Raw genomic sequence first — 532 nt, 5'->3', positions numbered from 1 at the left:
CACTGAGCGGCAACTGACGTCAACATGTCGTGACGGTCGGCTTGACCGGCTTCCGTCGGTCTTGGCAGCATCGGCGGTAGCAAACACAACACGGTGCATATGGCTGCACCAGGTCCTGGGGCCGCTCCTTCGGGAGCGGCCCGAGTGTTTTTCGGGAGGGATCGTTGTACCTGTGCTACATCGACGAGGCGGGCAACGGCCAGACGCTCGACCCTGCCAGACCGGACGCCCCGCCGGTTCTCGTCGTCGGTGGTTTCACCATTCACGACTCCCACATCAAGCAGCTGACGTGGGACTTCCTCAACATTAAGAAGACGTACCGGCCGCAGCTGCGCCGCTCCCTGCACCTCTCCGAAGTGATCCACACGGAGATCAAGGGTTCCGACGTCCGCAAGGACGTCCGCGTGGGGAACCGTGATCAGCGCCGGGCGGCGATGCTCCTGGTCGACTCGATCCTCGGCTTACTGCAGCGCTACCACGCACGCCTTCTGGCCCGTGTGTGGGTGAAGCAGGAGGGACTCGCCTTCAACGA

At 63.3% G+C, this 532-nt stretch carries 1 protein-coding gene; it reads left to right on the top strand.

Annotation, left to right across the window (positions count from 1 at the left end; translation table 11 throughout):
* Positions 1 to 164: 164 nt before the first annotated feature.
* Positions 165 to 532 (top strand): DUF3800 domain-containing protein (locus LPA54_RS36305; RefSeq protein WP_368857895.1); only part of this gene is annotated, 368 nt, incomplete at its 3' end.

It is taken from the genome of Streptomyces sp. DH12, from assembly GCF_020873895.1.
GTDB lineage: Bacteria > Actinomycetota > Actinomycetes > Streptomycetales > Streptomycetaceae > Streptomyces.
The sequence above is the reverse complement of the archived record's forward strand: the minus strand, read 5'-3'. Positions and strand labels throughout refer to the sequence as shown.